20 protein-coding genes, 1 tRNA gene, 1 other RNA gene and 1 pseudogene are annotated in these 26687 nt (G+C 67.1%); 10 read left to right on the top strand and 13 right to left on the bottom strand.

From position 1 onward, the window contains the following. On the bottom strand, nt 1-2844 hold a 2844-nt coding region (locus JF66_RS21635; protein ID WP_156109702.1), incomplete at its 3' end, for an IPT/TIG domain-containing protein. A 294-nt stretch (nt 2845-3138) separates the two neighbouring features. Here JF66_RS21635 and JF66_RS08625 point away from each other — a divergent pair. The 5 genes from JF66_RS08625 (at nt 3139) to JF66_RS08605 (ending at nt 7117) form a co-directional block, all read left to right on the top strand. Further along, nucleotides 3139-3762, top strand: coding sequence for a SipW-dependent-type signal peptide-containing protein (locus JF66_RS08625; protein WP_035877065.1), 624 nt, complete (start codon nt 3139-3141; stop codon nt 3760-3762). Nucleotides 3763-3767: 5 nt separating this feature from the next. Beyond that, nucleotides 3768-4562: a SipW-dependent-type signal peptide-containing protein gene (locus JF66_RS08620; RefSeq protein ID WP_231556350.1), complete on the top strand. Its 795-nt coding sequence runs from the start codon at nt 3768-3770 to the stop codon at nt 4560-4562. 20 nt (nt 4563-4582) lie between these two features. Continuing rightward, a complete protein-coding gene (locus tag JF66_RS23535; RefSeq protein WP_081882248.1) occupies nt 4583-6058 on the top strand; it encodes a signal peptidase I in 1476 nt (491 codons plus the stop codon). Then, nucleotides 6055-6654 carry a hypothetical protein gene (locus tag JF66_RS08610; RefSeq protein ID WP_035877056.1) on the top strand — a complete coding sequence of 200 codons (600 nt, stop codon included), beginning with the start codon at nt 6055-6057 and terminating at the stop codon, nt 6652-6654. Before JF66_RS23535 ends, JF66_RS08610 begins: the two co-directional genes overlap by 4 nt. Before the next feature lie 97 nt (nt 6655-6751). Next, nucleotides 6752-7117, top strand: a complete 366-nt coding sequence (locus JF66_RS08605; RefSeq protein WP_035877053.1) for a VOC family protein — start codon at nt 6752-6754, stop codon at nt 7115-7117. A gap of 9 nt (nt 7118-7126) precedes the next feature. Here the strand turns inward: JF66_RS08605 and JF66_RS08600 are convergent, their stop codons facing one another. Further along, a complete protein-coding gene (locus JF66_RS08600) occupies nt 7127-7573 on the bottom strand; it encodes a flavodoxin family protein (RefSeq protein WP_035877051.1) in 447 nt (148 codons plus the stop codon). Between the two features lie 289 nt (nt 7574-7862). Here JF66_RS08600 and JF66_RS08595 point away from each other — a divergent pair, with 289 nt between their 5' ends. After that, a complete protein-coding gene (locus tag JF66_RS08595; RefSeq protein WP_035877050.1) occupies nt 7863-8756 on the top strand; it encodes a type IV toxin-antitoxin system AbiEi family antitoxin domain-containing protein in 894 nt (297 codons plus the stop codon). A 313-nt stretch (nt 8757-9069) separates the two neighbouring features. On the opposite strand, the gene JF66_RS08590 is transcribed toward JF66_RS08595, so the two are convergent. From JF66_RS08590 to ffs, 4 genes and pseudogenes are all read right to left on the bottom strand, one after another. Further along, nucleotides 9070-10371, bottom strand: a complete 1302-nt coding sequence (locus tag JF66_RS08590) for an acetate/propionate family kinase (protein WP_035877048.1) — start codon at nt 10369-10371, stop codon at nt 9070-9072. Further along, nucleotides 10368-12583: pseudogene (gene pta, locus JF66_RS08585) on the bottom strand (phosphate acetyltransferase). The gene JF66_RS08590 and the pseudogene pta overlap by 4 nt, the downstream one beginning before the upstream one ends. A 292-nt stretch (nt 12584-12875) precedes the next feature. After that, entirely contained in the window at nt 12876-15347 is a 2472-nt protein-coding gene (locus JF66_RS08580; RefSeq protein WP_051973307.1) for a phosphoketolase, read from the bottom strand. Nucleotides 15348-15455: 108 nt separating this feature from the next. After that, an RNA gene (gene ffs / locus JF66_RS22205) (signal recognition particle sRNA small type) lies at nt 15456-15552 on the bottom strand. Nucleotides 15553-15630: 78 nt separating this feature from the next. On the opposite strand from ffs, the gene JF66_RS08575 reads away from it, so the two are divergent. The 3 genes from JF66_RS08575 (at nt 15631) to JF66_RS08565 (ending at nt 18920) form a co-directional block, all read left to right on the top strand. After that, entirely contained in the window at nt 15631-16206 is a 576-nt protein-coding gene (locus JF66_RS08575; protein WP_035877046.1) for a hypothetical protein, read from the top strand. A gap of 37 nt (nt 16207-16243) precedes the next feature. Next, nucleotides 16244-16330, top strand: a tRNA-Ser gene (locus JF66_RS08570). Nucleotides 16331-16514: 184 nt separating this feature from the next. Then, the gene (locus JF66_RS08565; RefSeq protein ID WP_156109701.1) at nt 16515-18920 is read left to right on the top strand and encodes a bifunctional diguanylate cyclase/phosphodiesterase; all 2406 of its coding nucleotides are present in this window, start codon (nt 16515-16517) and stop codon (nt 18918-18920) included. Here the strand turns inward: JF66_RS08565 and JF66_RS08560 are convergent. The 5 genes from JF66_RS08560 to mmsB all read right to left on the bottom strand — a co-directional run bounded on the left by JF66_RS08560 (nt 18913) and on the right by mmsB (nt 23431). Further along, complete coding sequence (locus JF66_RS08560) at nt 18913-19341, bottom strand: DUF805 domain-containing protein (RefSeq protein ID WP_081882246.1); 429 nt, start codon at nt 19339-19341, stop codon at nt 18913-18915. The genes JF66_RS08565 and JF66_RS08560 overlap by 8 nt on opposite strands. A gap of 87 nt (nt 19342-19428) precedes the next feature. Beyond that, entirely contained in the window at nt 19429-19785 is a 357-nt protein-coding gene (locus tag JF66_RS08555; RefSeq protein ID WP_035877045.1) for a hypothetical protein, read from the bottom strand. After that, entirely contained in the window at nt 19782-20849 is a 1068-nt protein-coding gene (locus JF66_RS08550; RefSeq protein WP_035877043.1) for a DUF6177 family protein, read from the bottom strand. Before JF66_RS08550 ends, JF66_RS08555 begins: the two co-directional genes overlap by 4 nt. 164 nt (nt 20850-21013) lie before the next feature. Then, nucleotides 21014-22498: a CoA-acylating methylmalonate-semialdehyde dehydrogenase gene (locus tag JF66_RS08545; protein ID WP_035877042.1), complete on the bottom strand. Its 1485-nt coding sequence runs from the start codon at nt 22496-22498 to the stop codon at nt 21014-21016. A gap of 30 nt (nt 22499-22528) precedes the next feature. After that, nucleotides 22529-23431 carry a 3-hydroxyisobutyrate dehydrogenase gene (gene mmsB / locus JF66_RS08540; protein ID WP_035877040.1) on the bottom strand — a complete coding sequence of 301 codons (903 nt, stop codon included), beginning with the start codon at nt 23429-23431 and terminating at the stop codon, nt 22529-22531. A gap of 116 nt (nt 23432-23547) precedes the next feature. On the opposite strand from mmsB, the gene JF66_RS08535 reads away from it, so the two are divergent. Then, nucleotides 23548-24450, top strand: coding sequence for a LysR family transcriptional regulator (locus JF66_RS08535; protein ID WP_035877039.1), 903 nt, complete (start codon nt 23548-23550; stop codon nt 24448-24450). An 88-nt stretch (nt 24451-24538) separates the two neighbouring features. On the opposite strand, the gene JF66_RS08530 is transcribed toward JF66_RS08535, so the two are convergent. Then, nucleotides 24539-25930, bottom strand: coding sequence for an MFS transporter (locus JF66_RS08530; protein WP_035877036.1), 1392 nt, complete (start codon nt 25928-25930; stop codon nt 24539-24541). Between the two features lie 130 nt (nt 25931-26060). Beyond that, nucleotides 26061-26411 (bottom strand): Imm61 family immunity protein, encoded by a 351-nt coding sequence (locus tag JF66_RS08525; RefSeq protein ID WP_255351520.1) that lies wholly within the window; start codon nt 26409-26411, stop codon nt 26061-26063. Nucleotides 26412-26687: the final 276 nt, after the last annotated feature.

The following is a 26687-nucleotide window of genomic DNA, read 5'->3' as shown; positions in this document are numbered from 1 at the left end:
TACGTCGGTAGCGCCCGTGAACCCGGACCCATCAATGGTCACCGGGGTGCCACCGGTCTCCGGACCCGTGCTCGGCGTCAGGGAAGTGGCGGCTGGCAGCGGATCGAAGGTGAATGTGAGCGGTGCCGAGTTGCCGTTGGGCGAAAGAATGATCACATTCGTCGCCCCGACGGCATGTGCCGGCGTCGTCACCGTGATCTGCGTGTCCGAGTCGACGGTCACCGTCGGCGCAAACGTCCCATTGAACGTCACCGCCGTCGCACCCAAGAACCCCGTACCCGTCAGAACCACGCTCGTGCCACCAGCAACCGGACCATGATCAGGCACGAGGCCCGTGATCACTGGATCCGGCACATCCGTGAACGTGAAGTCCAACGGAGCAGAAGCCCCACCCGGCCCGGTCACGACGACCGGCACTGCACCCGGCAGGTGCGCCGGCGTCGTGAACGTGACCGCAGTGTCATTTACAACCACGAACGGCACAGAGACTCCGTCAACGGTCACATCGGTGGCGCCTGTGAAACCGGACCCATCAATGGTCACCGGCGTGCCGCCGGTCTCCGGACCCGTGCTCGGCGTCAGGGAAGTCGCGGCCGGCAGCGGATCAAAGGTGAACAGACCCGGAGCGGAGTTGCCGTTAGGCGAGAGAATAATCACATTCGTCGCCCCGACGGCATGTGCCGGCGTCGTCACCGTGATCTGAGTGTCCGAGTCAACGGTCACCGCGGCCGCCGACGTGCCGTCGAAGGTCACATCCGTCGCCCCCAGGAACCCCGTCCCCGTAATGACGACGCTCGTGCCACCAGCGACCGGCCCGTGATCGGGCACCAGGCCCGTAATCACCGGATCCGGCACATCAGTGAACGTGAAGTCCAACGGAGCAGACGCCCCACCCGGCCCAGTGACGACCACAGGGACCGCACCCGGCAGATGCGCCGGAGCCGTGAACGTGACCGTCGCATCATCGACAACCACGAACGGCACCGATACCCCGTCAACAGTTACGTCCGTCACCCCCGTGAAACCGGACCCATCAATGGTCACCGGGGTGCCACCGGTCTCCGGACCGCTACTCGGCGTCAAAGACGTCGCAGCCGGCAGCGGCGTGAATGTGAAGTCGAGTGGCGCGGAGTTGCCCGACACGTTGACAACGACCACCGGCACCGCGCCGGGCGCGTGCACCGGGGTCGTGAACGTGATCGTGGAATCATCGACAATAGCGAAGGGCACGGATGCCCCATCGAGCGTGACGTCGGTGGCTCCCGTGAACCCGGAACCGGTCACAGTCACCGGTGTGCCGCCGGCCTCCGGGCCGTTGTCGGGCACGAGGGCCGTCGCGACGGAGGCGACGCCCAGTGCGTTAACGCCCACGCGGCCCATTCCGAGGTCGAGTGTCAGCGCGTTCGCGAGCGGAAGCACGGTCACTCGGAGCGCGGTTTCGGTGAAGACGCCGGCGGACGCGGACTGGTTGTTCACGGTGAGGGTGAGCGCCTCATCGAGCACTGGCGCGAGGGCCGGAAGCACGTTGGCGACGACCGGGGCGAGCACGGTGTCGCTCAGGGTGTTGACGGCGTCTGTGATCAGCGTGATCGGTGCGGCAAGGGCCGCGACGACGGAGGCGACGCCGCCGACGAGGCCGAGGCCCACACCCAGCAGCACGATACCGGTCGTGTCGCCCGCGAGGATCGCACCGGCGGTGGTGTTCACGGTGAGGATCGGCACGCCGAGCACGCGGGCGTCACCGGTGACCGTGATGGCGTCGACTGCGGTGAGCAGAGCTGCCTCCACGTTGGTGGTGAGGCCGGTGACGAGCCCGAGAATGTTTGCGGTGATCGTGTTGACTACGACGGGCGTGAGGAGGCTCGTGTTCGCCGGCAGCCCATTGAGCGCGGTGATCTGGTCGAGGTCGACGGTGACAGCGCCGGTGGAGAGGTCGATCGAGACTCCCGGGAAGGCCGGGTCGGTGAGCGGCACGGCGGTGAGCCCGGCCACGGTGGCGGCCAGGTTGGGGGTGCTCGCCGTGAGGTTGACGCTGACCAGCGGGCTGAGGACACTGAGGAGAGTGTCGACGCTCACGTTGAGGTCGGAGCTCAGCCCGTTCACGTCGGTCTGCAGGGCGGCAACGAGGGTATTTATATCACCCGTCACGGCGGCGAGGGTGGGGCTGGTGAAGTTCAACTGGGCGCTGGCGATGTCGTAGGTTCCGGCGGCAGCGCCCGGTGCAGCCTGTGCGGCCCGGCCGGCGACGGCTCCGACAGTGAGGTCGAGGTTTGCGACCTCGTTGAGCAGCGTGGGTGCGAGCCCCAGCGACCCAACGACCTGGCTCAGGCCGAGAGAGAGCGGCCCGGGCGAAACCCCGGGCGCCGGGGTGATGCCGGTGCCGATGGTTCCTGAATCGGAGACCAGACCCGAGGCGCCCACCGACGAGGCGTCAGCCAGGGCACTCGCGTATTGCGAGACCACGCCGGCCGTCGCGAGGTCGAGGGGCACCTGGATGCCGCCCGGGACAGTGATGTTCACCAGGCCGAGGGCGGTCAGGTCGAGATTGTTGGCAGTGGTCTGGTCAGCCGTTCCGTTGCTCGCGGCGGTCTCGCCCGCGAGGGCGGCTGCCAGAGCGAGGTCGAGGCCGACCAACGATCCCGAGAGAAACTGTCCGTCCGCATGGGACACGTCTCCCGGAGCGGCCTGGGCGGACACGGTGCCCGCACCCACAAAAAGGGCGGTAATCGCGACCACGGATGCGAATCGCAACACCCGACGACTCCGCATCCGTTGCTCGCGCTGAGCGCGCGCGGTCTGTCGCGGCGTTGTGCAGGCACTGTCAAAGCAAGCGGATTCGGCCACAGACTTCCACCTCGAACTGAGCCACTTTCGCAACGTACAGGCCCCCGCCCCGCGAATCGTGGTTTCACACTGGTGTTCATGTTACGCGCTTACATCACGTAAAATGAGGAATCTTCAGGTGAAATACAAGCCCCCGTACGAGGCTCATTCTCGATGATTGAGAAGTGAGGTGAGTTTCTTTGCACAATTCTTTACCCCCCGTTCGGGGGGTAGTAAGCTGGAGACACCGTCTGATGATCCTGATCTGACAAGGCCCACGCGGCAGCGCAGTCAATGAAGCAGCAGGCACCCGAAATGACAACTTCAGCCACACAGCCCCGCATGTTCGGCCGCAAGGCGCGAGCCCTTCTCGCGGGCGGGCTCGTTCTCGGCGTCGGCGCCGCCATCACCCTCGCTGTCTGGAACGACTCCGAATTCGCCACCGGCACGTTCACCTCCGGCCACTTCGACATGCTCGGCAGCGTCGATGGCACCACCTTCAGCAACCACCCCTCCGGCGCCCCCGGAGCCCTGAGCTTCAGCCTGGGCTTCGACAACCTCGCCCCCGACGATGTCACCTCCGCGCCCTACGTCGTGCACCTCGACGCCGCCACCACCACGGATGCCGTGGTGAGCGTCAACTCCGCCGATGTCACCGGCACCGCCGCCGCCGACCTCACCTACGGAATCCGCCAGGTCGCATCCGTCGTCGCCTGCACGCCCACGGCCGCAACCGGCACCGTGATCGTGCCCGCCGGCACCCTGCTCAGCTCCGTCACCGGAGCATCCACATTCCCGCTCGCCAAGAGCGTCGACGGCATCGTCGTCGGCGCCGACGCATTCCTCTGCATCCAGGTCACCGGCAGCTCCACCCTCGCCCAGGACACCACGGCAACCGGCACCTGGGAACTGCTCGCCACCTCGAGCAACATCACCTGATAACCGTGTCCTCCTCGGCACGCACACCGCGCGGCCGTCGTCGGGCAGGCCCGACGACGGCCGCCCCACGGCCACCCACTCGGCACGTTCGTTCCGGCCTGCGTGCCGCGCTCGTGGCCGGGTCGCTGATACTGCTCGCTGCAGCCCGCCGTAACCGCCGGCCGGTTCCGGCCCCGGTTGCTGCGGCATCCGTTCTCACGGTCGCTCCGGCGACACCCGCCAGGCGGAGTCGCCCGCGCTTGCGCGCCCTCCTCGCCGGCGGGCTTGTGCTCGGCATTGGCGCGACCGCCACGGTGGCCAGCTGGACCGACACCGAGTACTCGGTGGCCACCTTCACGGCCGGCACCTTTTCGATCGTGGGTGCGAACGACGGCACGACGTTCACCGATCACGCCAGCGCGCCGGGGGCGACCCTGTCCTTCGCTGTCGCGCCGACCGCCCTCATTCCCAACACCACCGTCTACGCCCTCTACTCCGTGAAGACGGCGGCCACGAGCGTGGCCGGAACGGTGCAGCTCACAGCGGATGCCGCCAACGGCAGCGGCCTCGGTGCCTACCTCACGTATGGGGTCACGTCGATTGCGGGCACCACGTGCAGTTCCGGCACCTTCGCGGGCGGCACCGAGATCGTGGCCACCGCGTCGGCCACCACCGTGAGCGCGAGCGGCACCCAATCGCTCTCGGCCGCCGGCGGGTCTGTCGTCAACTATTGCTTCGCCGTGACACTGCCCTCGAACGCGCCGAACGCGGCGCAGGGCACCACCCTCACGGCCCACTGGATCTTCTCCGGTGCAGCGTGACCGACCTGACGAGGACTGAGATGACTACGCGGATGCACCCGCCCGGCGGCGTCGGGGCCGTCGTGGGCAACGCCCTGCTCACGCTCGCGGCCATCGGCGGAGTCATCTGCATCCTGCTCGTGGCGGCGGCGTTCCTCTTCGATGTGACGCTTGTCATGTTCAAGACCGGGTCGATGTCGCCCCAGATTCCCGCCGGATCAGTCGCTGTCGTGCGAGAGATCCCGGCCGCGGAGATTCAGGTCGGCGACGTGGTCACGGTGTCGCGCGGCGACGCCCCGCCGATCACTCACCGCGTCGTGTCGGTCACAGCCGGGCCCTCGGCGACCGAACGCGTGATCACTCTGAAGGGCGACGCGAACGTATCGGCGGATCCGCAACCGTACACGGTCAGCAGCGTGCGCCGGGTACTGGGTTCGGTGCCCGGCCTGGCCCGCGTCGTGGTGTGGTTCTCAAACCCCCTCGTGCTCGGGACGCTCGCGCTCGGCGCGGCCGCGCTCGTGACCTGGGCGTTCTGGCCGCGCAATGACCGCGGCGTTCCGGTAGGGAACAGCGAGAACGGCCAGACCGGCGAGAACGGCCGACGTGCCCAAGCCGGCAGGGCCGGCCAGACCAGCCGCACCGGAAGAAACGGTGGGGACGTCGATGCCGGTGGGAACCCCCGGACCGGCCGACGGGCCCGTGCCGGCAGAAACGGCGGGACCGCATCCCGCCCCAAGAGCGGTGTCGGGGAGGGGAACTCATCACGCGCGGAACCGAGCCTGCGCAGACGGCCCCTCCTCGGCATCCGTCGTCCTATCGGCCCGGGCGTTCTGCACGTGTTGGGCGGCGCGATCTTCCTCGCACTTCTGCTCGGCGCACCGGCGATGCCCGTGGCGGCGGCACTGGTTTCGTACGACACTCCGCCGCCCGACCTGACGCCCGACCACCCCACGGAGAATCGGATCGCCGGCGGCGGGCTGACGCTCTACGTAGTGGGCGACCAATCGCAGATGCACAGCATGGATCCGGACGGCTCCGTACTGTGGCAGGTAGGAGTGGCCACCGCCGAGACAGACCCGGGGGACGTGCACGTGCGCCTCTCCGGAACCGGAAGTGCGAACCTCAGTCTCTACTCCGTCGTGCGCTCCTGCGCGGAGCGTTTCGTGGGTTCGGAGTGCCTGGCGGGGGCGACCCTCGTGCAGCCGGCATCGGCCGTGGCTGTCGACGGGGTCGAGCGCGCTCTCGGAAAGCTGTCCGCCACGGAAACACGGTGGTTCCTCTTCGAATTGTGGCGGCACGACACCACCGTCAGCCGCAACGACGACAGCGTTTCCCTGGCCCTGCACGCTTTCGGATCGAGCGATTCGCTCTCCACTGCGTCCGGTCGGATGAGTGGGTTGCCACGCACCGGGGTGGACGCCCTTGCCCCCCTGTGGGCCGCTTTCGGCGCAATCGGGCTCGGGCTGCTCGTCGCGGGCGGCGCCGGCCTGGGCTCGCGACTTCGGGGCCGACCATGAGGCGCGAGCTGGCGTCGGCGCACACACTGACGCGACGGACGGCCAGACCGGCCGCCGCACCGGGCTTGCCGGCCTCGCTGCCCACCGTGACGCGACGGACGGCCGCGGTGACGGCGGCGGCCCTGCTGCTGCTACTGAGCCACACGACGCCGGGCGTGACGGACGCGACCTGGGCCGACTCGGAGCACGCGTCATCCGTCACCATGACCGCCCTGACGGTTCCGGCCCCGTTCTTCGACACGTGCACGGCCTCGAGCGTGCTGGTCGTGCTCAGTCTCACGCCCCGGGTCGTCGTGACCTGGCACTACCCATCGGGCACGTATGACGGAACCAATGCGCGCTACTACAACTCCGACTCGGGGATTCTGGGCCTGACCCTCATCTCCCTGGGCAGCGGCGTCACGACAACAGGGCCAGTATCGGGAACCTACACGTCCACCTTTCAGGGCAGCCTGCTGAGTGGTCTCCTCGGAGGAACGGGCGACGTGGGCATTTCCACCACCCATGCGAGCGGATGGACCAGCCTGATCTCCAGCGGGCACGCATCCTTCCCGTTGCTCGTGGGGGCCGGCACCTGCACGATCACGAACTCGTGACGCAGGTGTGCGCCTGACTCGGGTCGCGGCATCCGTTATACGCTCACATCACACCGGTAACTGTTGTGCCGCCAGCGAGCGGCCAGAAGGAGTGCACGTGGACATGCGACTCGAATTGGTACCTCTGCCCTCCACCGACGTCGACCGCAGCAAGGCGTTCTACGTGGACCAGGTGGGCTTCGTCCTCGATCACGACATTGAGCCGGGGAACGGCCTGCGTGTTGTGCAGCTGACTCCGCCCGGATCGGCCTGCTCGATCGTGGTGGGCATCGGGATCAGCGACCCGAACGCGGCACCGGTGCTCGGCCTGCACCTCGTCGTCGACGATGTCGATGCCGCGCGCCAGATGCTGCTGAGCACGGGCGTCGACGTTTCTGGCGTCAGCGACATGGGCGGAGTGCGCTACGCCTACTTCAGCGATCCCGACGGCAACTCGTGGGCGTTGCAGCAGATCTCGCGCTGATTCGTCGGGCTAGTCGGCCAATTCCTTGAGCAGGGAGTCGGCCCAGTGGGAGGCCTTCGCGCCCTCGCCCGCGTCGAGCGGACCCTCGGACTTCTGCACGTAAAAGGCCTGCGGCGCTGCGATGATCTCGGCCCCGTGCTCCTGCAGCAATTTGCTGATTTTCTTCGCCGCGTCACCGTGGATGAAGATGTGCAGCCGGGTGTCGAAGGCCGCCGCCTTCACGCCGCGGAGCTGGTCGGCGCCCAGGGAAGACAGCACCTCGGTGATGCGTGCCGTGGGGCGCCATCCGTTTATCGGACTGCCGACCACGAGCAGGTCTCCGGCGCGCAGCTCCTGCGCGTTGAAGCGACCCACCGGTACGGCCTTGGCCGCCACGCCGCCCAACGCACCGGAGATGGTCTCCGCGATCGTCTTCGTGTTGCCGTAGTTGGAGTCGTACAGAACCACTGCCTTCATGACATCTCCCTCGTATGCGACACAGAGTACCCGGACGGCCGATGCGCACGGCCCACGTGCCCAAGTGCCCGCGTGCCCACGTGCCCGCGTGCCCGCGTGCCCGCGTGCCCGCGTAAAACCGGTACTTTTCGAGACACGCCGCTCAACGTGTCGCTGCGCCCCGGGGTGTCTCAGAAACACCGGTTTTGCACAGCCGACCCATCTCCTCCACAGGATGCGCTCGGGGACGCAATCCCCCGATGAGCGGGCCGACCCATCCGAGACTGACGGCCAGCGCCAGTCTGATCGCATGCGTCCCCTCCTTCTGCTCTGCTCCCTCGGACACGTCGCCTCCACGGCTGAGCTTCGCCTCCGCGGGGCCACGGCCACGGACATTCGCGGGGCTCTGGCCAGCGGAATGATCGCGCGGGTATCCCGCGGCACGTACGCCTGCGCCCACGTCGACCCGCAACAGAACGTTGCCGCCGCGAATCATGCCCGGATCGCGTGCCTCAGCGCGCTACGCCGGGCGAGTGTCTGGGCGGGGCTCGATCTCTCGCTGCACCTGGCCCTACCACCGGGGGCTCGCGGCACGGGATACACCAGTCACCCGCGTCCTGCGGAAGGTCCGGAGGGCCAGAATATCCACTATCACTGGGGGCTACCCCGCTTCGACGAGGGCGCACGCAGCTGGTTGGTGAGTCCTATGGAGGCCGTGTGGCAGGCCATCCACTGCCTCGACGAGGAACATGCCATCGCCTGCCTCGAGTCCGCCGTGCACGAGAAATTCCTCACGGTCGATGAGGTGCGCCGCATCTGCGCCCATGCACCGGCTCGCTTGCAGCGGGGTATCCGTGAAATGGAATTCACCGCGGACTCGGGGCTCGAAACGGTCACCCGTCGCCGCCTGCGCCACGTGGGATACCGCGTCGAGGCGCAGGTGCGGATCGGACGGCCCGGGTCTGCACCAATGCCCGCTGAAGACCTCGTCGTTGAAGACCTGGTCGCCCTCGAAATCGATGGAGCGGAGTGGCATGGCTCTGAACGCTTTCACCCGGATCACGACCGCGACCTTCAAACCGCCGGCCTCGGACGGCCGACTCTGCGCCTCACCTTCGTGCAGATAATGTTCGAGTGGCCGACGACACTCGCCACGGTTGACCGGACGGTCGCCGACGCCCGTCGGGCTCGACGCCGGGGATAAAACCGGAGCAAGTGGCGGCACGCCGCCCGGGGTGGCACCTCGACCCGGCGTGTCTCAGAAACACCGGTTTTGCGGACAGGTGACGGATGTCCCCAGCCCCGCACCCGAGGATCGCGACGCGCGCACCGTGCGGAACTGGGGCAGAGATCGGACCGAGGATCGATCCGGGACCATCGTAAAACCGGCACTTTTGGCGGCACGCCGCCCGGGGTGCCACCTCGACCCGGCGTGTCTCAGAAACACCGGTTTTGCGGAAGAGGAAGGGCCGTGGCGGGACAGGGACGGGGACGAGACCGGGTCGGGACGGGAAGGGCTAGCCGACCTTGGAGAGGGTCTGGCGGGCGATCTCCAGCTCCTCGTTCGTGGGGATCACGAGCACGGTGACGGCGGAGTCGTCGGCCGAGATACGCCGCGGTCCGCGCGTTCGCGCGGCGTTGCGCTCCGGATCGATCCTGATGCCGAGCGCCTCGAGTCCTTCGAGGGCACGGGCTCGCACGAGGGCGCTGTTCTCGCCCACACCGGCCGTGAAAGAGATCACGTCGACGCGGCCGAGCTGCGCATAGTACGACCCCACATAACCCTTGAGCCGGTGCACGTACACGTCGATGGCGAGCTGGGAGGGGCCGTCGCCGGAATCGGCGGCCACGATCACGTCGCGCAGGTCGCCCCGCCCGGTGAGACCCAGCAGGCCACTCCCGCGGTTGAGCAGCACGTCGAGTTCGTCGATGTCGAGGCCGGCCCGGCGATGCAGGTGAAAGAGCACGCCCGGGTCGATATCGCCCGAGCGGGTGCCCATCACGAGCCCTTCCAACGGGGTCATACCCATGCTCGTCTCGACCGAGCGGCCCTCCCGCACAGCGCACACCGAGCCGCCGTTGCCGAGGTGCAGCACGATCTGGTTGAGATCCTCCACCGGACGCTCGAGAAAGTCCGCCCCCGCGCGCGCCACGAAGCCGTGCGAGGTGCCGTGGAACCCGTAGCGCCGAATCCGGAAGCGCTCGGCCAGGTCGGCGTTGATCGCGTATGTGAACGCCTCGGGCGGCAATGTCTGGTGAAACGCCGTATCGAAAATGGCCACGTGCGGCACGGCGGGGAAGGCCTCACTCGCCGCGGTTATGCCCTGCAACGCACCGGGGTTGTGCAGCGGGGCGAGCCCCGAGAGCTCGTCGATGTCGCGCTCAACGGAGGTGGTGATCACGGTCGGCTCGTGGAAGCGCGCCCCGCCATGCACCACACGGTGGCCGACGGCGACCGGTGCGTGCTCCACGAGCGAAGGGCCGTGCGCACGGAAGGCCTCGAGCATCACGGCGAACCCGGCCGTGTGGTCCGGAATGGGCAGCTCGCGCTCACTCGACGACTCGGGGTAGGGCGTCTCGGTGATCAGGCTCACGCTGGTCTGCAGCGTGACGGATGCGTCGGCATCCGTCGACGTCACGTCGACCGTTTCGCCGACACCGGACACGGACACCCCCGCCATGACGGTGTGCGACGCCTGGCCCATGAGCTCGCCGATACGTTCGACAAGGCCGCTCGCGAGGGTGGTCTCGGTGTCCATCTCGATGAGCTGGTATTTGAAGGAGGACGAACCCGAGTTCACCACGAGCACGGCGGTCATGAGCGGGCCTCCTCTGCGACGAGGCTCGCCAGGGCGGCGGCCTCAGCCGCCTCGTCGAGCGACGCGGCCTGGATGGCCGTGATGGCGACCGTGTTGACGATGTCCTGCACGAGGGCTCCGCGGGACAGGTCGTTGATGGGCTTTCGCAGGCCCTGGAGGATCGGTCCGATCGCCACGGCGTTGGCCGAGCGCTGCACCGCCTTATAGGTGTTATTGCCCGTGTTCAGGTCGGGGAAGATGAACACGGTGGCGCGGCCGGCCACCAGGGAACCGGGCATCTTGGTGGCCGCGACGGCGGCATCCGCTGCGGCGTCGTACTGAATGGGCCCTTCGACCAGCAGGTCGGGTCGGCGCTCGCGCACGAGGGCGGTTGCCGCACGCACCTTGTCGACGTCGGCGCCTTCGCCCGACTCGCCCGTGGAGTACGAGAGCATCGCGATGCGCGGCTCGATGCCGAACTGCACAGCGGTCTCAGACGCGGAGATGGCGATGTCGGCGAGTTCCTCGGCCGTGGGGTCGGGGATGATGGCGCAGTCTCCGTAGACGAGCACGCGGTCGGCGAGGGCCATCAGGAACACGCTCGACACCACGCCGACGCCCGGGCGGGTCTTGATGATCTGGAAGCTCGGCCGGATGGTGTGTGCCGTCGTGTGGGTGGCGCCGGACACCATGCCATCCGCGATGCCGAGTTGCACCATCATCGTTCCGAAGAATGAGAGGTCGGTCACGGTGTCGCGGGCCTGATCGAGGGTGACGCCCTTGTGGGCGCGGAGCTTGGCGTATTCCTCGGCGAACCGCAAACGCAGCACGTCATCGAACGGGCTCAGCACGTGCGCCTTCGAGATGTCGAGGCCGAGGCCGATCGCGCGGGAGCGCACCTCGAACTCCTCACCGAGGATGGTGAGCTCGGCCACGTCGCGGGCCAGCAGCGTGGCGGCGGCGCGCAGCACGCGGTCGTCGTCGCCCTCGGGCAGCACGATGTGGCGGCGCTTGCCCCGGGCCCGCTCGAGCAGGGCGTACTCGAACATGAGCGGCGTCACCACGTCGGCGCTGCTCACCTCGAGGCGTTCGAGCAGAGCGGATGCGTCGATGTGCTTCTCGAAGAGGGCCAGCGCGGTGTCGTGCTTGCGCTGGGAATCGGCGGCCAGACGCCCACGAGTGTGGGTGACCCGCAGCGCCGTCTCGTACGAGCCGAGCTGGGTGCTGATGATCGGCAGCGAGGGGGTGAGCCCCTCCATCAGGCGCTGGATCGGCTCGGGCAGCTCGAACCCGCCGTTGAGCACGATGCCCGCGATCGAGGGGAAGGTGGCAGCCGAGTTGGCCATGAGCACGGCGAGCAGCACGTCTTCACGGTCGCCCGGCACGACCACCACGGAGCCCTGGATGAGTCGCGGCAGCACGTTGACCATGGACATGGCGGCGACGACCACGCCGAGGGCCTCGCGGGCGAGCAGATCGGGGTCGCCCTTGATCAGCTCGCCGTCCACGGCCTGCATGATGCTCTTCATGCTCGGCGCCACGAGGTACGCGTCTTCGGGCACGGCCCAGACGGGGATACCCACGGTGGATTCACCCCGCAGGAGGGCGCGTCGACGACGACGCGCACCGCGTCGACGACCTCGTCGAGCCGCTCGGCATCCGTTCGGTTGACCACGACGGCGAGAACGGATGCGTGTTCGTCGCGCAGCTCGGCGAGCGCCACCTCGGTCTGCTGGCGAATGTCGCTCACGGAACGAGGGTCGCTCTGGCCGAGCCATTCCCCCTGGCTCTGGCCCACCCGGCCGCCGAGCACCAGAAGCACGGGTGCCCCGAGGTTGGCGGCGATGCGCGCGTTGAAGGCGAGTTCGGTGGGGCTGCCCACATCGGTGTAGTCGCTGCCGATGATGACGACGGTGTCGCACACCGACTCGACCGCCTTGTAGCGCTGCACAATCATGGCGAGCGCAGCATCGGGGTCGTTGTTCACGGCGTCGTACGTGACGCCGATGCTCTGCTCGTAGGTCTGAGAGGATGCCGCACCGACCGGCTCGCCGGCCTGCAGGTGACGCAGCAGCAGCTCGACGACGTAGTCGGGCTCATCACTGGAGCGGGCGACCGGACGGAAGACGCCCACGCGCTGCACCGAGTGGGTGAGCGTGTCCAGCACGCCGAGCGCGATGGTGGACTTGCCGGTGTTGCCTTCGGCCGAGGTGATGTAGATGCTTCGTGCCACGGTATCCATTCAATCTCATTGAGGATGGGAGAGTGCCCGACGCGGTATCCTCTGCCCGTGGAACGGGCAGCTTCGACCGAATCGCAAAACAATAGTGGTGATGCCCCGCCAGCGGGACACACACCAGTGAACGTGCCGGCAGACAGTTCCAGCGGCGAATCTCGGCGGCCAGGGCAGGCGCGGATTACCGACAGTAATGCAGGGTCGACCTGCCCAGTATGCTCCTCTCACGTGACACTCGGGGTCAACTCCCGTGTTTTGGGGACCCGCCCCACAGCACGTGAGCGCCGATCTAGGAGTTGTCGCCCCCGGTCGACGCGGCAATCCGCGGCCCCGACGACGTGCCCGCGCCGCTCGCCTCGCCCCACGCCCAGTCCAGAATTTCGGGCGCATCTTCGCCGTGATCGCGGGTGTACTGGCGGGCGTTCAAGCGGGCGTCCTGCATCTGCTGGCGGAGCAGGCCGGCACGGGCACCGAGGCCGGGAACCCGGTCGATCACGTCCATCACGAGGTGGTACCGGTCGAGGTCGTTGAGCATCACCATGTCGAACGGCGTCGTGGTGGTGCCGATCTCTTTGTACCCGCGAGCGTGCAGGTTGCCGTGCCCGGTGCGCTTGTAGGTGAGCCGATGAATGAGCCACGGGTAGCCGTGGTAGGCGAACACGATCGGCTTGTCGGGCGTGAAGATCGCGTCGAATTCGCCGTCGGTGAGCCCGTGCGGATGATCATCGGCCGACTGCAGGCGCATCAGATCCACGACATTGACCACGCGCACGGCGAGACTCGGAAGGTGTTCGCGCAGGATCGCGGCGGCGGCCAGCACCTCGAGGGTGGGCACGTCGCCGGCGGCGGCGAGCACCACATCGGGCGAGACCCCGGGCGTTTCGGTGCCGGCCCAGTCGAAGATTCCGAGACCGCGCGTGCAGTGGGCCACGGCCTCGTCCATGGTGAGCAGGTTGGGCGCCGGCTGCTTGCCGGCCACGACCACGTTCACGTAGTTGACGCTGCGCAGGCAGTGGTCGTAGGTGCTCAGGAGCGTGTTCGCGTCGAACGGCAGGTACACCCGCACCACGTCGGCGCTCTTGTTGACCACATGGTCGATGAACCCGGGATCCTGGTGCGAGAACCCGTTGTGGTCTTGCCGCCAGACGTGCGAACTCAGGAGGTAGTTCAGGCTCGAGATGGGTCGCCGCCAGGCGATGTCGGACGTCACCTTCAGCCACTTGGCGTGCTGGTTGAACATCGAATCCACGATGTGAATGAAGGCTTCATAGCAGTTGAACAGACCATGCCGCCCGGTGAGCAGATACCCCTCAAGCCAGCCCTGGCACTGGTGCTCGCTCAGCATCTCCATCACCCGGCCCGCGCGCGCGAGATTCATGTCATTCGGCCGCATTTCGGCGTTCCATTGCTTGTCGGTAGCCTCGTACACGGCGGGTGCGAGGCGGTTGGAGGCGGTTTCGTCGGGCCCGAAGATCCGAAAATTGTCCGGGTTCAAACGGATGACCTCGGCCAGATAGCCGCCGAGCACGCGCGTGGCCTCGCCCAGCGTGGCCCCCGGCGCCGGCACGTCGACCGCGAAGTCTCGAAAGTCGGGCAGGTGCAGCTCGCGGCGCAGCAGCCCGCCGTTCGATACCGGGTTCGCGCTCATCCGGAGGGTGCCGACCGGAGCCAGGTCTCGGATGAGGGCGACCGGCACTCCCGCGTCGTCGAAGAGCTCCTCCGGACGGTACGAGTGCATCCACTGCTCGAGCAGGTGCGTGTGAGCCTCGGTGTCACGGGCGTTGCCGAGGGGCACCTGATGCGCCCGCCACGTGCCTTCGACCGGCAGGCCATCGATCTCCGCGGGGCAGGTCCAGCCTTTCGGCGTGCGCAGGATGATCATCGGCCAGCGCGGCCGAACGACGTCCTCGCCGGCGGAGTGCGCCGCCGCGGCGGCGCTCTTGATCTCGGCAATCTCGTTGAGCACCACGTCGAGGGTCTCGGCCATGCGAGCGTGCACGAGGAGCGGATCCTCGCCGTCGAAGCCGCCCGACACGATGTGCGGCGTGTGCCCGTAGCCGCGCATCAGGTTGAGCAGCTCGTCTTCGGGGATACGCGCGAGCACCGTGGGGTTGGCGATCTTGTAGCCGTTGAGGTGCAGGATCGGGAGCACGACGCCGTCGTGCAGAGGGTCGATGAACTTGTTCGAGTGCCAGCTCGTGGCCAGCGGCCCGGTTTCGGCCTCACCGTCGCCCACCACGGCCGCCACCAGCAGGTCGGGGTTGTCGAAGGCCGCACCGTAGGCGTGGCTGAGCGCGTAGCCGAGCTCGCCGCCCTCATGGATCGAGCCGGGCGTCTCGGGCGAGGCGTGGCTCGGGATTCCGCCGGGGAACGAGAACTGCCGGAACAGCTTCTGTACCCCCACCTCGGTCTGCTCGATGTCGGTGTAAATCTCGGAGTACGTGCCGTCGAGCCAGGCGTTGGCGACCATGCCGGGGCCACCGTGGCCGGGACCGGTCACGTACAGCGTGCTCTGCGAGCGCTCACGGATCGCGCGGTTCAGGTGCGCGTACAGGAAGTTGAGCCCCGGCGTCGTGCCCCAGTGACCGAGCAGCCGCGGCTTGATGTGATCACGGGTGAGCGGCTCCCGCAGCAGCGCATTGCCGAGCAGGTAGATCTGCCCGATTGACAGGTAGTTCGCCGCCCGCCACCACGCGTCGATGCTCGCGAGCGCCGTCGCGCTGAGCGGGGCCGGATCGACGGCTGGCCACGGGGATGTCATCACTTCGGGCACACAGTCTCCAAACGCTCGGGAGGGTTGAATGCTCCCATCCTAGGGACGGTGTGTGACATTCATGCCGGGCGAAGCGGGAAACACCACCGCTTAACGAATAAGGACCCCTCGCGCACCCGCCAGAGCCCGGTTACCCTTGCTACGTTTCCGTCCTGGGGGATTTGGCCTGGATGGCGCCACGCGAGGAGCCATCAACTAGCTTAGGCGAGATCGGAGCGCCCCACAGACATCCGTTCCTGCGCAATTGCCCGCGCGGGCCTACAGTGCACTCATGAGACGGAGCATTCTGCTGGCGATCGGTGTCGCTGTGGTTCTTGCGGGCAGCGTTGCCCTCGGTTCCACTTACCTTGTCGCGCAGCGCCTCGACCGCGAACGAACCGACGTGGCGAGCCTGCAGCTTGCCGATGCGGTGGTGGGCGAGTTGAAATCCGGGCTGACCCGCACCTATGAGTCCTTGCCCCGAGTCGACCTCGCGACGAGCCTGCATCCGTTCGTGATCGTCTTCGATGAGCAGGATCGTGCGATCGCCGGCACCGGGTTTCTCCACGGAACTCTCGGCTCGGTTCCCCACGGCACGCTCGACACCGCGCGCATGGTGGGTACCCACCATGTCTCGTGGCAGCCCGAGCCCGGGCTGCGGTTCGCCACCGTGCAGGTGGCCGTCGGTAATGTCGTGGTGCTCGCCGGACAGTCGCTCAAACCGGCCGAAGAACACACGGCAGAGCTCGGCCTGCAGCTGGCGGCGGCGTGGCTGAGCCTCGTCATCACGGTGGCAGCCGGGCTGATTCTGGTCCGCATTCTCGCGCCGGAGCGGCAGGCGGCAACGGAGAGCGTAATAAACAGATAGGATTCTCTGGTGCCGTTCCTTCGGGAAACGGCGGCCAGGAGAATTCGCCTAGTGGCCTATGGCGCACGCTTGGAAAGCGTGTTGGGTGAAAGCCTCGGGGGTTCGAATCCCCCATTCTCCGCCAGAGCATCATCCGCGCGGCAGGCGAGACCGCCTCAGCACCGTCAGCTGCAGGTCGGCAAACGGTCAGAGGCGTCATTCGGACGCCTCTTCTGTGCTGAGTTTGGGGAGATTCCGCCGGAGAGACCGTTTCCTTGTGAAATCCGGGTCAATGCGTCGGTAGGCTATCACCCGAATAGGGGGGGGCCGTGGTTACATTCCTTCGCGCATCCGTTGAGGATGACGCTGTCATCGCTACGCCGGCTACCTCGGTGCGGTCGGGGAGCACAGCGCTGCTGCCTGCGCGATTCGAGGCCGCGCTGGTGTGGCTGATGTTCCTGTGCGTGGCTGCCTTCGTGGTTGGCGTTCTCTGGCAGGACGGCCAGCCCAGCCCACTCGTGGACCTTTGGCTGTCATTGACGACGTCGTGGTTGCCCGCGGTGGTGTGCTGGCTGGCGGTTGCGCGCGTGGGGTTCGGGCGCCGCGACGTGCTGCTGGCCGCACTGGCATTGACGTTCTATGCAGCTGCGGATACCTACTACGCTCCCCTGAACAGCACCTGGTCTCCACCGTTCCCCAACCCCGGTGACATCGGATATCTGGTGTTTTATGTGCTGATGCTGACCATGCTGTCCGCCCTGGTGCGCCGCGACCTGGGCGGACAGTCACTCTCTGTGTGGCTGGACTGCGGGGTGGGCTCGCTCGGTGCGGCTGCCGTGTTGGCGGTTGTGCTCAACCCGGTGATCGCCCCCGCTCTGACGGGCTCCTGGTCGTTGTCCACACTCGTGGCCGTCGCCTACCCGCTGATGGACCTGTTGCTCGTCGCCGCCGTCACAGGGATAGTGGTCGTGCGAGGCCTGCGCGTTGGCGACCGGCTGCTGCTGCTGGTCGTGGGGCTGCTGACCTACACGCTGGCGGATATCGTCTACGCGTTGCAGGTGGCCGAAGACGCGTACGTGTTCGGAACCCCGATTGACCCCCTGTGGGCCCTCGGACTCGCCCTGATCGCGCTGTACGTGCACGGTTCGGCGCGCCGAACCGTGCCGGAAATCGCACAGTCGCATCCCGCGAACCGAGTGGCGGCCCTGATCATGTCGGGGCTCGCCACCCTCGCCGGGCTCGGGGTACTGGTCGTGGGTACTCGTACGCACGTGTCTTCTCTCGCCGTCGTGCTGGCGGGGGCCACGGTGCTGCTGGTGGCAGCGCGCACCCAGGTGGCGTTTCGTCAGCTCGTGCGGATGGCTGACCTGCGCCGTCAGGCGACCACTGACCACCTGACCGGTCTGCCGAACCGGCGGGCACTCTATTCGCAAGCGGACGCGCGGATGACGGACCCTGACCACCAGCCCCAGGCGTTCCTCTTAATGGACCTGGACAGGTTCAAAGAGGTCAACGACAGCTTGGGGCATCATGCGGGGGACAACCTGTTGATTCAGGTGGGCACGCGATTGAGTGAACAGTTGCGTGACGGAGACCTGCTGGTGCGTCTCGGTGGTGATGAGTTCGCGCTCCTGCTCGACAACGCCGGCGCTGAGCAGGCCGCTGCTGTGTCCGCCAAGCTGTGCGCGGCGCTTGCTGAGCCGTTCCTCCTTGAAGACATCGCGGTGCACAGCGCGGTGAGCATCGGCTTTGCTTTGTTCCCCACCGACGGCCATGACCTCGACACCCTGCTCCGCAAGGCCGACGTGGCTATGTACAGGGCCAAAGCCGCCGGCAACGGATATCACGCCTACAGCGATAGCGACGCCGCCGACGTCACCACCCAGCTGCGCACCGTCGATGAACTGCGAACCGCCCTGACCAGCGACCAGCTCGTCGTGCATTACCAGCCCAAGATCGATCTGCCCGCCGGCGAGGTACACAACGTGGAGGCGCTGGTGCGCTGGAACCACCCCACGCGCGGCCTGCTCTACCCGGACGCCTTCCTGCAACTGGTCGAAGAAGCCGGACTGATGCGGGCCATGACCCGGGTGGTGCTCCGTATCGCCCTGGACCAGACCGCTGCCTGGCACGCGTACGGCCGAACCCTCGCGGTCGCAGTCAATCTCTCGGCCAGCTCGATGGTTGACACCGATCTGCCCGACGAGGTGGCCGCCATGCTGACCGCCCGGGGGCTCCCCTCGAGCGCATTGAAGCTGGAGATCACGGAAGAGTTTCTCATGGCCGACCGCGATCGCGCACGGGATATCCTGACCCGGCTACGGAGCCACGGTGTGCAGATCTCCATCGATGATTTCGGCACCGGGTACAGCTCCTTGGCCTACCTGCGCGACCTGCCCATCGACGAGCTCAAGCTCGACCGTTCCTTCGTGCAGCCGATGGTCGACGACGCCCGCGCCGGGGCCCTCGTCGCCTCCGTCGTCGGGCTGGCCCGCAGCCTCGGCCTGCGCCTGGTCGCCGAAGGCGTCGAGACCAATGCCGCGTACGACGAGTTGGTCCGGCTGGGCTGTGACCAGGCCCAAGGCTATTTCATGTCCAGGCCGGTTCCCGCCGCCGAGCTGGAGGCCTGGCTCAATGCCCGGGCCGCCGTTGGCGAAACCACCGACATCAACCCGCTTCTGGTGACGCCGCCGACCGGCGCGGTAGACGGCCCGGTCGCAGTGCCGGTCAGCTGAGGCGCTGAGCGTTCCAGGCCGGGGCGGCGTTTTTCGCGACGACCTTGTCGAATCGGGCGCCCGCCGGGTTACTCGGCAGGAGGGTCATCACAAAAACGGCGATGGAACCGAATCCGAAGGCGAAATTGAGCAGGTAGAACCAGCCCGACAGGTTGGCGTCGTGCAGGCGTCGAACCGTGACGGAAATCGTGGGAATCACCATGCCCACGACAATCGCGGCCCACAGGCAGGCAACAATCACGGCGATCGGCCCGGACGCGTCGAACCTCATGAGAGACAGTACGACGATGGGCACGTAGAACGCGAAATAGACCGCAACCATCCACAGGGTCCACCACCAGTATTCGCTGCGCGGCGCTCGGCCGGAGAAGCCCGCGTACTGGTCCACAACAGACCGTAAGGCCGCCGTCGGTGTCATCATGCTCAGTACCCCTCAAATAACGACCAGCGCGGTAGACGGCTAGTTCGCCCCAAGGCTACCAGCGCGCCGGTTCGAGGCACCGGCCGCTCACGCGACCGTGCCGGCACCGCGCACGACCAGCTTCCCGTCGACGACGCCCGCGAGCGCCAGAGCCAGCCGCTGGCCGAGCTCTCCCGCAGCACCACGCGCCGCATACAGCTCCGTCCAAAACACGTGCTCGGCCGCCACAGCAACTCCGACCAGTCGCTCCACGTCATCGGCCACGTCGAAACCCGTCGTGCGCAGCACCGTCAACAGTGCCGTTCCGTCTTCGGAGCACACCTGGGTGCCGCCGCCGTTCCAGATGGTGCGCAGCCCGAGGTTCGGGTCGATCGCCACCGCCGCCATCAGCTGGTCGGCGAGGTCGATCGGCCGCGGCGACACGATCACGAGTTCGCGGCTCATCGCGCGCCTCCCCGGCCCGCAGCAGGAGATGGCACGCCGAGCGCCTTCGCCACGTCGACCGCGCTGAACTCGGCTGCCACGTCGACAAACTGCTGCCAGCTGCCACGTCCCTCGCGGGTGAACGGCAGCACGAGCGACGGGATGCGGGCGCGACCGGCTCTCAAGGCGCCGAAGCGAGCGGCGACATCCGCCAGGGAGATGCCGAGGTCCTGCACAGCACGCGGGCCGAGCAGAACAGCCACGGGCACCGGCGGCGCGGCGAGCACGGGGTCGATCGACAGATCGGCGCGACCGCGCAACAGATACGCGGATGCGATCAGCACCGACTGCGCGTCGGCCAGCCGCCCCAGCACGGCCGGCGCCGCCTCGATCAGGGTGCGGGCCACGCCCTCGTCGTCGCCGAGGGCCACCAGCATCTTGGTCTCCTCGGTGACACCACGTGAGCTGCGGCTCACGCGAACGGTGGCCGCCATGGCGCGTTCGCCGCGGGCGGCCACGTAGATCTTCGATTCGCCAGGCATGCGGCCGCGCACGAACCGCGTCACATTGTCACGGTTCCAGTGCAGGCCGGCGGGCTCATTCACGCCCCAGCCCACGGGCACGGCCTGGGCGAGTTGAGTGGCGAGCATCTCGACCGTGCCGCCGAGGGTGGTCTCCTCGCGGGCCTGGTGATTCACAGAGACGGTGACCTGCAGCCAAGCCTGCGAGTTCGGAACGGGCGCGAGCCCGGTGCCGGCGGCATCCGTCGTCATCGGCGGCCGGAAGGCCTCATCGTAGGAAGCGATCGCCCGGCCAGTGAGAGCCTCGCGCAGGGCCCCGTCGGCGCGGCGCACCACCCACGTCGCCCCCACGGCGGCGAGCAACTGCAGCATTCCGAACGTCACGCGTGACCCCGGCGCCGTCACGAGCAGCACGCGCTTGCCGACCCCGGCGGCGTCGATGGCGAGACTCGCGAGCCCCTCGGTCGCCGCCACGAGCGACGCATCGCTGATGGTCGCGACGTATCCCTTCCCACTGAAGTCGACGAGCGGATGCTCGACGCTCCCCTTCGTGCTGACCGTCACCGATCCCCCCGTCTATCCCCCGTCGTTCCCTCACCCTAAACGATTTTCACCGGGCCGCGAGCACCACGACTCACGCGCCGGCCGACCCGATAGTCGATCCGAGAAACGACGGGTGGCCGAAGCCACGACGGTCCCCGGCAGCCGGGGACCCGCATCACTACGGCCTAGGCCATCTGCGGAAAGCCCAGATCGATTTCGGAGGTGGCCGGGTCGGGCCACCGGGTGGTGACGACCTTGCCGCGGGTGTAGAACCGGATGCTGTCCGGCCCGTACATGTGCGCATCGCCGAAGAGCGAATTCTTCCAGCCGCCGAAAGAGAACGAGCCGACCGGCACCGGAATGGGCACGTTGATACCGACCATGCCGGCTTCAATCTCGAACTCGAACTGCCGGGCCGCTCCGCCATCGCGGGTGAACAACGCCACACCATTGCCGAATTCGTGGTCGTTGACGAGCGTCACGGCTTCGTCGAAGGTGTCGACCCGCACGACAGACAGCACAGGGCCGAAGATTTCGTCGTCGTACACCTTCATTCCGGGCGTCACATGGTCGATCAGGCTGACGCCGAGAAAGAAGCCGTCGCCGTCGAAGTGCTGTGCCCGGCCGTCGACGACCATCGTGGCCCCGGCCGCCTCCGCGCCGGCCAGATACGACGCCACCCGGTCGCGGTGCTCGCCGGTGATCAGGGGACCCATCTGGGAGGTCGGATCCGTTCCGGGGCCCACGACCAGAGCGGTCATCCGCTTTTCGATGGCGGCGACGAGGTCATCGGCGATGCCGCCGACGGCCACAAGCACACTCACCGCCATGCAGCGCTCCCCCGCGGAGCCGTAGGCGGCGTTGATCGCGGCATCCGCTGCCATATCGAGGTCGGCATCCGGCAGCACAACCATGTGATTCTTGGCTCCGCCGAGGGCTTGTACGCGCTTGCCGTTGGCGGCAGCCCGACTGTAGATCGACCTGGCGATCGGCGTGGACCCGACGAAGCTGATCGCCTTGACCTCGGGGTTGTCCAGCAGCTCGTCAACGGCCTCCTTGTCGCCCTGCACCACGTTCAGCACGCCGGCCGGCAGGCCCGCCTCGGTGAAGATCTCAGCGATGAAGACCGCCGACGACGGGTCCTTTTCGCTTGGCTTGAGCAGCACGGTATTGCCGCAGGCGATGGCGCTGCCGATCATCCACAGCGGCACCATGGCCGGAAAGTTGAACGGAGTGACACAGGCGACGACGCCGACGCTCTGGCGCACCGAGTGCACGTCGATTCCGTGGGACACCTGCTGGGAAAAATCGCCCTTGAGCATGTGGGCGAGCCCGGTGGCGAATTCGATGTTCTCGAGACCGCGCGTGATCTCACCGGCAGCGTCGGAGAGCACCTTGCCATGCTCGCTCGTGAGGATTGCGGCGAGTTCCGGCGTGCGCTGAGCGAGCAGCTCGCGCACCCTGAAGAAGATGGCCGTGCGCTTGGCCAGGGTGCTGGCGCGCCACTCCGGCAGCGCCGCCTTCGCGGACTCGATGGCGTCCTGCACGACCGCGCGGGAGGCCAGCACGACCTGTTTCTCCTGCACGCCCGTTGCCGGGTTGAAGACGGGGCCGAACCGGTCGGCCGACTCGACGCGCGTGCCGTTGATGTAGTGGGGAATTGTCTGCATGGTGGAGCTCTTTCCGGTGGGTGACAAGGATCAGGCGCGTGACGGCAACGTGCCGTCGACGAGTTTGACGATCATGGAGCAGTCCTTGCCGCCTTCGCCCTCGTCGATCAGCCGCTGGAACAGCTCGGCCACATGCCCGCCGATTTCGAGCGGGGTATTGGTCGCCCGGGCGGCATCAATGGCGAGGCCGATGTCTTTGCTGGCGAGGGCCGCCGTGAACGTGGGGGCGAAGTCGCGGTTGGCCGCGGCCGTCGCAACGACGTCCTTCACGGGATACCAGGTGCGCAGCGCCCAGCTGTCGCCCGATGACACGGATGCGATGTTCCAGAACACCTGCTTATCCAGTCCGAGACGCTCGGCCAGAACGGCACCCTCGGCCGTGGCGGCCAGGTTGATGAACAGCATCAGGTTATTGCAGATCTTTGCCGCCTGACCGGTCGTCGCGCCACCGGTGGGAATGATGTTCGCGGCCATCGGCCCGATGAACACCGTGGCGTCGGCGACGGCGCCGGCCTCCCCGCCGATCATGAAGGTCAGCGTTGCGGCCGCGGCACCGCTCATTCCGCCGGAGACCGGCGCGTCGACGAAGCGGAAGCCGGCTGCGGCGGCCGCGTCGTGCAGGGTCTGGGCGGTCTCGATGTCGATCGTCGACGAATCCACCAACAGCGTGGTCGTCGCGGCGTGGGCCAGCACACCGTCGTCGCCGAAGTACACCGCCCGGGCGTGCTCGCCCTTGGGCAGCATGGTGAAGACAACGTCGGCACCGGCGACGGCCTCCGCAATGCTGTCGGCGGCGGTGACGCCCGCCCGGACGGCCGTGGCGACGGCATCCGGGTTGAGATCGAACCCCCGCACCTCGTGGCCGGCAGCCACCATATTCGCTGACATGGGTCCGCCCATGTTGCCCAAACCGATCCATGCAACTACTGACATGACGAAGCTCCTTTGCTTGTGTGCTGCACCCACCCTCGCAGCCGCATAGAGTGCAATCAAGGCGATATTTCACAGGGGGTATGTGCGCAGATGCACATGCTCGAAAGGATTGATCCGTGAGTTCACACCAGCTTCCCAACCCGAACGACCTGCTCGTGCTGCTCACCGTGGCCCGGCTGGGCCGATTCAACGCGGTCGCCGAGGCACTCGGCACCACCCACACGACGATTTCTCGGCGCATCCTCTCGCTCGACCAGGAGCTGGGCGGCCGAACGCTCGAACGCAGCCCGCACGGGTGGGAGCTCACCGAGCTGGGCCGGCACGCGGTCAGCGCGGCCGAAGCGATCGAAGACCGGCTCGGCGTGCTCACCGCGGCCATCAGCCAGACCGACCCTCTCTCCGGCTTGCTGCGCATCAGCACGATCGACGGGTTCGGGGCCGAGATCGTCACGCCGGCGCTCGTGAGGCTGCAGCGCGACCACCCGCGCATCAACATCGAGATGTTCAGCGCCACCCGCAAGGTGAGTCAGAACCGATCCGGGGTCGACCTCGAGATCGTGGCGGGGCGCAACGACGTCAACAACGCGCAGGCGATGTTCCTCACCAACTATTTCTTGCGGCTCTATGCCAGCGCCGACTACCTGGCGCGACGGGGCATGCCCGCGTCGATCGACGACATTCCTGCCCACAGCTTTGTGTCGTACGTCGAAAGCGCGCTGCTGGTGACCGATCTGGGCTACCGGTCGTCACAGCTGCCCGAGCCCGCCACAACGTTTCAGGCGACGAGCCTGTTTGCGCAATTGGAGGCGGTGCAGGCGGGCGCGGGCATTGGGCTGCTGCCGAATTTTCTCGTGCAGGACCGGCCGGAATTCGTTCCGGTACTGCCCAACGATTTTCAACGCCAGCTGCCGATTTGGGTGGTGGTGAGGTCAGAATCGCTGCGTTCTCCGGTGGTGCGCGCCGCGATCGAGGCAATCACCCTCGAGATCGCGAACAGACCGACGGCATTCTCCGGCTGATCGTTTCGCCGCACGGCCGGAGCACATCGACAGGCTGGCGCCAGAGCGGCGTCCCGATGCCGGATCGGGACGCCGCTCTGTGGTGGGGCTATCGGCGGGCGGACCCGGCGAACTCGGCGACCCGGGCGTCACGATCGGCCGTCTCTGCGGCATCCGCTGCGTCGATGTCGTGCAGGGAGAGACCGCGGGTTTCCTTGAGGCTCAGTACCACGAGGGCTGTCACGAGGCAGGCGGCCGCCAGGTACATGGCAACCGGTACCGACGACCCGAAGGTGGAGAGCAGGCTCACGGCGATGATCGGAGCGATCGAGCCCGCGATGACGGAGGTGACCTGGTAGCCGAGGGACACGCCCGAGTAGCGCATGCGGGTGGGGAACATCTCGGCCATGATGGCGGGCTGACCGGCATACATGAGGGCGTGGAACATCAGGCCCATCATGATGGCGATGATGATGATCGCTTCGTTCGCGGTGTCCATCATCGGGAAGGCGAAGAAGCCCCAGGTGCCACCCAGAATGGCACCCGCGAAGTACACGGGGCGACGCCCCACCCGGTCGGAGAGTCTGCCGACGAGCGGAATGACGGCGAAGTGCAGGGCGTGGGCGACGAGCAGGAGCAGCAGCACCCGTGAGGTGTCCATCTCCACGATGATCTTCAGGTAGGTAATGGAGAAGACCACAACGAGGTAGTACAGGATGTTCTCGGCGAAGCGCAGGCCCATGGCGGTGAAGACGCCGCGCGGGTAGCGACGGAAGACCTCGATGATGCCGAAGCGCTTGTCTCCCTGAACGGCCTCCTTCTGCGCCTTGAGGAAGATCGGCGCGTCGCTGACCTTGGTGCGGATGTAATAGCCGATCAGCACGATGACGGCGGAGAGCCAGAAGGCGACGCGCCAGCCCCAGCTGAGGAAGGCCTCATCGGACAGGGTGGAGGCGAGCACGAAGAGCACGGCGGTCGCCAGCAAGTTTCCACCGGGCACGGCGGCCTGGGGCCAGCTTGCCCAGAATCCGCGGGACTTTGCGGGGCTGTGCTCGGCGACGAGCAAGACGGCACCGCCCCACTCGCCGCCGACGGCGAAGCCCTGAATGAAACGCAGGAGCACGAGCAGAACCGGTGCGAGGTAGCCGATCTGATCAAAGGTGGGCAGGCAGCCCATCAGGAAGGTCGCGACGCCGACGAGCACGAGGCTGAGCTGGAGCAGGCGCTTGCGACCGTACTTGTCTCCGAAGTGTCCGAAGACGATGCCGCCGATGGGGCGGGCCAGGAACCCGACGGCGTAGGTAGCGAATGCCGCCATGATGCCCTCGAGCTGGGTGCCGGCGTTCGGAAAGAAGAGGGTGCCGAAAACAAGCGTGGCGGCGGAGGCGTAGAGAAAGAATTCATACCATTCCACGACGGTGCCGGCCATGGAGGCCGCGACGACTTTCTTCAGTCCGGATGTTTTCTCGTCCTGTGGAGCGGTGGATGTTGTCGTGCTCATGGGGTTCCCCCTGGTGTCGTCATTGACACAACGTGCCGTGCGATCACGGCTCTCGTCGCAACTGCGCGCTGCGGGCACGTCGTCTGGCTCGTCTTAGCCTGAGTGTTCCGGTGCAGACTGTCAAAGACGTTTAGCGCAGACGCCGCGTGCAGAAATGCACATCTGGTTCGATATCAGTGGCGTTCGCCGCCTCCCCGAGGCGCAGAAGTTCAGCTCGTCGAGAAGAGCGGAGCACCCGAAGCGCTGAGCGCCGACTCGACGATCTCCGCGACACTCGCGTGGGTCGCTCGCCCACAACGATGGTCACCGTGCCATCATCTTCGCGCGCGCGGACGCCCGCGGCATATTCGCCCATGCGTCCGGGGATCCGCAGCCGCACCAAGCCCTCCCGCTCACGCACATCGTCGGCAAGTTCCACGGCAAGATACCGCTCGATGTCGACGAGATCCACCGAACTCATGATGAACCGCTCGGATTCGATGCGGAAATTCCTTCCACTCGAAGCCCGAGGTAGTTGCCTCCCGGATAGCCACTCCGGTCGACACGTGTGCCGTAGTCGCGCTGCAGCGCAGCGAAGTTGTCGTGTCCGTTAGGAACGACATAACGGGAATCGTAGGTGCTGTGATTGAGCGGAGTTCCGTCAGGTTCTCGGGCATCGGGCTGGTCTATTCTGCGTCGTACGCGAGTAAAAACTTGTCGGGGAGGCGCAGCCGGCAATACCGATCGACGATCTGCAGGTTCCGAAGGACTGACTCCC

Origin of the sequence: Cryobacterium sp. MLB-32 (assembly GCF_000738085.1) — a bacterium.
Taxonomy (GTDB): Bacteria; Actinomycetota; Actinomycetes; order Actinomycetales; family Microbacteriaceae; genus Cryobacterium.
Note: the sequence above shows the minus strand (reverse complement) of the source record. Positions and strands in the feature narration are given on the sequence as shown.

What these genes read in the sequence shown, in the direction of transcription:
- JF66_RS08600 (WP_035877051.1), bottom strand. Translation starts at nt 7,573, where the DNA reads ATGAAGGCAGTGGTTCTGTACGACTCCAACTACGGCAACACGAAGACG.
- JF66_RS08580 (WP_051973307.1), bottom strand. Translation starts at nt 15,347, where the DNA reads ATGACATCCCCGTGGCCAGCCGTCGATCCGGCCCCGCTCAGCGCGACG.
- mmsB (WP_035877040.1), bottom strand. Translation starts at nt 23,431, where the DNA reads ATGTCAGTAGTTGCATGGATCGGTTTGGGCAACATGGGCGGACCCATG.
- JF66_RS23535 (WP_081882248.1), top strand. Translation starts at nt 4,583, where the DNA reads ATGACTACGCGGATGCACCCGCCCGGCGGCGTCGGGGCCGTCGTGGGC.
- JF66_RS08530 (WP_035877036.1), bottom strand. Translation starts at nt 25,930, where the DNA reads ATGAGCACGACAACATCCACCGCTCCACAGGACGAGAAAACATCCGGA.
- JF66_RS08610 (WP_035877056.1), top strand. Translation starts at nt 6,055, where the DNA reads ATGAGGCGCGAGCTGGCGTCGGCGCACACACTGACGCGACGGACGGCC.
- JF66_RS08625 (WP_035877065.1), top strand. Translation starts at nt 3,139, where the DNA reads ATGACAACTTCAGCCACACAGCCCCGCATGTTCGGCCGCAAGGCGCGA.
- JF66_RS08590 (WP_035877048.1), bottom strand. Translation starts at nt 10,371, where the DNA reads ATGACCGCCGTGCTCGTGGTGAACTCGGGTTCGTCCTCCTTCAAATAC.
- JF66_RS08555 (WP_035877045.1), bottom strand. Translation starts at nt 19,785, where the DNA reads ATGAGCCGCGAACTCGTGATCGTGTCGCCGCGGCCGATCGACCTCGCC.
- JF66_RS08575 (WP_035877046.1), top strand. Translation starts at nt 15,631, where the DNA reads ATGAGACGGAGCATTCTGCTGGCGATCGGTGTCGCTGTGGTTCTTGCG.
- JF66_RS08545 (WP_035877042.1), bottom strand. Translation starts at nt 22,498, where the DNA reads ATGCAGACAATTCCCCACTACATCAACGGCACGCGCGTCGAGTCGGCC.
- JF66_RS08560 (WP_081882246.1), bottom strand. Translation starts at nt 19,341, where the DNA reads ATGATGACACCGACGGCGGCCTTACGGTCTGTTGTGGACCAGTACGCG.
- JF66_RS08595 (WP_035877050.1), top strand. Translation starts at nt 7,863, where the DNA reads ATGCGTCCCCTCCTTCTGCTCTGCTCCCTCGGACACGTCGCCTCCACG.